Source organism: Actinomycetota bacterium (assembly GCA_018333515.1).
Classification (GTDB): domain Bacteria; phylum Actinomycetota; class Aquicultoria; order Aquicultorales; family Aquicultoraceae; genus Aquicultor.
Map to the genome: position 1 here is coordinate 1 of JAGXSZ010000021.1, position 3,171 is coordinate 3,171.

The 3,171-nt window shown below is 51.4% G+C and carries 2 protein-coding genes; both read left to right on the forward strand.

What is annotated here, in order from left to right; all coding sequences use genetic code 11:
* Positions 1 to 288: 288 nt before the first annotated feature.
* Positions 289 to 2,133: an alpha-2-macroglobulin gene (locus KGZ93_04650; GenBank protein MBS3908898.1), complete on the forward strand. Its 1,845-nt coding sequence runs from the start codon at positions 289 to 291 to the stop codon at positions 2,131 to 2,133.
* Between the two features lie 227 nt (positions 2,134 to 2,360).
* Positions 2,361 to 2,717, forward strand: a complete 357-nt coding sequence (gene rplU, locus KGZ93_04655; protein MBS3908899.1) for a 50S ribosomal protein L21 — start codon at positions 2,361 to 2,363, stop codon at positions 2,715 to 2,717.
* Positions 2,718 to 3,171 lie beyond the last annotated feature (454 nt).

The following is a 3,171-nucleotide window of genomic DNA, read 5'->3' on the forward strand; positions in this document are numbered from 1 at the left end:
ATGCAAGTACGAGAATTCACAAACGCATTAAATGTTGACAGGGGGTACTACACTCTATACCTGTAAACCAAGGGAGAAACCGGCAGTTATGCCGCTAGAAAAGTTTGCCAAAAAAGCTACGAGTCGTTATTTGGAAGCTACGAGGAGTCGGATATCGACTCCGAATAACTATTAAAATACCCCGTTGCTCAAGCGGGTGTAAATAAGCAAAACGAGGAGGTGAAGATTTTTATGAAGATTGAGCGATTTTCAAAGAACGAATTGACGTATTGCAAAGGAGGAAACTTAGTGAACAAGCGCTTATTATTCCTGGCAGTCATGCTGGTGGTCATCATGATGATGGCCGCGTCGCCCGCGCTTGCCGGCAAGACGGCTCCGGCGCCGACCGTGACCATCACGGCCCCGGCGAATGAAACTACGGTCTCGGGGACTGCCGTTACCATCTCGGCTGATTGCGCGAGTGGCGGAACGGGTTATACGGTTACAGGTGTCACCTACAACATCGATAGTGGTGCAAACGTAGCTATGTCCGGCCCGGATGGTTCCGCTTCCGGCACCTGGACCGCCAGCTGGAACTCGACGACGGTAACCGATGGTAAGCACACCATAACGGTGACCGCGACGAATTCAGCCGGCAAGACCACAGCGCAAACAATTTCAGTGACGGTTTCAAACCCGCATGCCAACTTGCTCTGGAGCGACTATCCGACCAACTGCCTAAGCTGTCACAGAGCAAAATTCGATGAGATGTACCAGGCTGTCCACTACCAGTGGAGCGGCAACGCCCCGGATATGCTCAACCAGCCGACCGTGAAACAGGGCAAGTACATGAATGCGGTCAACAGCTACTGCATCAACATCCTCGGCAACTGGCAAATCTGCGGCAAATGTCACGCCGGCCGCGGCGCCGAGCCGGTGGCAACAACAAGCCCAACCGACACACAACTTAAGAACATCGACTGCTTGATGTGCCACAACGAGGCCTACGCGCTGGATCGCGATAGGCTGTCCGACGGCTCGATGGGCCCGAAGACCACCGATACGGCGACACTCAATAGCTACGTTAGAAACATCCACAAGCCGACCAAGACCAACTGCTTGAAGTGTCACGCCTTCGCGGGCGGCGGCGATTCCGTCAAACGCGGCGATATCACGTGGGCGCACAGGAACACCGGCGATAGCGTCTTCGACGTTCACATGTCGACCGGTCGCGGCAAATTGACCTGCCAGGCGTGCCACAAGTTCGTAAACCACAAGGTAACCGGCAAGGGCTCGGACTTAAGGGCGACAGACTACGCGGCTGAAGTCAAGTGTTCCAATTCGACCTGCCACAGCACAAAAGAGTCGTCGACCGGACACACAACGGCGGCGGTCAACAAGCACATAGCGCGCGTTGCCTGCCAGACTTGCCACATCCCGATCTACGCCAAGGATGCAAGCGACTCTACGGCTAATGAGGCGACCGAGATCCACCGTTCCTGGAAAGAGCCGTCCGTTAGCACAGCCGCACCGTATCACCCGCCGAGCACCAAGGCGAACAACCTGATTCCGAAGTATAAGTTCTGGGACAGGAAGAGCTACTGCGGACTAATCTACGATGTCTTGACGATGGACGCGACATCGATGGCCTTCCCGACCTCGTATCCTAACGGTGCCGTCAACGGTCCGCTCGGCACCAAGCTCTATGCGTTTAAGTACAAGACCGCCGAGCAGCCGATGAGGGACGCCAACAAGGTGCTCATCGCGCTCGACACCAAGTACTATATGTTGACCACCCCCGATGCTGTCGAAGCGACCAAGAGGGGTCTCGTCAACATGGGCTATAGCTCAACAGACGCCTTCAGTTGGGTAAAGACGGACACATACCAGATGCTCAACCACGAGGTGCCGACAAAAGATAAGGTTCTCGCTTGCGGTACGTGCCACGAGAATACCACGCAGATGAAGCTCGTCGGCGAGCTGGGCTACCACCTGAAGAACACAAAATCAACCATCTGCACCCAGTGTCACAGGGATAAGAACTGGAAAGGCTACGTATCCGGCCACAGCAGGCACGTGGATACCCAGAAGTATGACTGCTCCTGGTGCCACACATTCCAGCGTCCCGAGAAAGGTGGGACTCTGCCGCCGTAACCCTTAAAGGGTAAAAGACGCTTGAGTAACGACCAAAAGAGACCGTCTTATTGAGACGGTCTCTTTCCTTACCTGTGCGCTTGAAGGCATTGCGATCGACTATATGTTTATGTAGGCGCGACAATGTACGGTACTATAGAAATTATCCTAAATGTACTGCTGCTTTTTTATTGACACGGGCACGCTTCTATGATAGGCTAAATGCTTGTTGCTAAGGAGGGATATGAATGTACGCCATCATCAAATGCGGTGGAAAACAATACAAGGTTAGCAAGGGCGAAGAGTTCGTTGTCGACCACGTAGATGCGGAAGTCGGCTCAAAGTTCGACATCACCGATGTAATCATGATTCGCGATGAGAGTGTTATCGTGAACGGTCTCGACAAGGTGAAAGTAGTCGCCTCGGTCGTCGAGCATTTCAAGGGAGACAAAATCCTTGTCTTCAAATACAAATCCAAGAAGAATTATCGCCGCAAATTCGGTCACCGCTCGCACCTGACCAAGCTCATGATAGAGGATATCAAGGTGCCTAAAGCGAAAGCCGCCAAGAAAGAGGAAACTTCGACAGAGGAAGCGACCGCGTAGCCTTACGTTGGTGTCGGTTCCAAACACATATGATTTGAACACAAAGAGGCTTAGGCCTCTTTTTTGTCGCTCCCGGCAAGCCGGAGATGGTAGAGGAAGGTTCAGGGGACCAAATAGAAAGAATGTTCAGACATGGATAACTTTGTATACCCCTGGGCTATTGTAAAGCGAACGCCTTGCTGTTAAAATATAGTTTACAAGAAGTTTACAAAAGTTCCTGTCAGCGATACTTTACATATCAACCGGTGCTTATTTAAGTAATATGGCGTATGTTTATAAACAATAATAACAACTACAAACCGAATAAGCAAGGACAAGCCGGAAAACGGCTTGTTTTTTGTTTTTGCGGACTAAGTTAAAATTTTCACATGCAAGTACGAGAATTCACAAACGCATTAAATGTTGACAGGGGGTACTACACTCTATACCTGTAAACCAAGGGAGAAACCGGCAG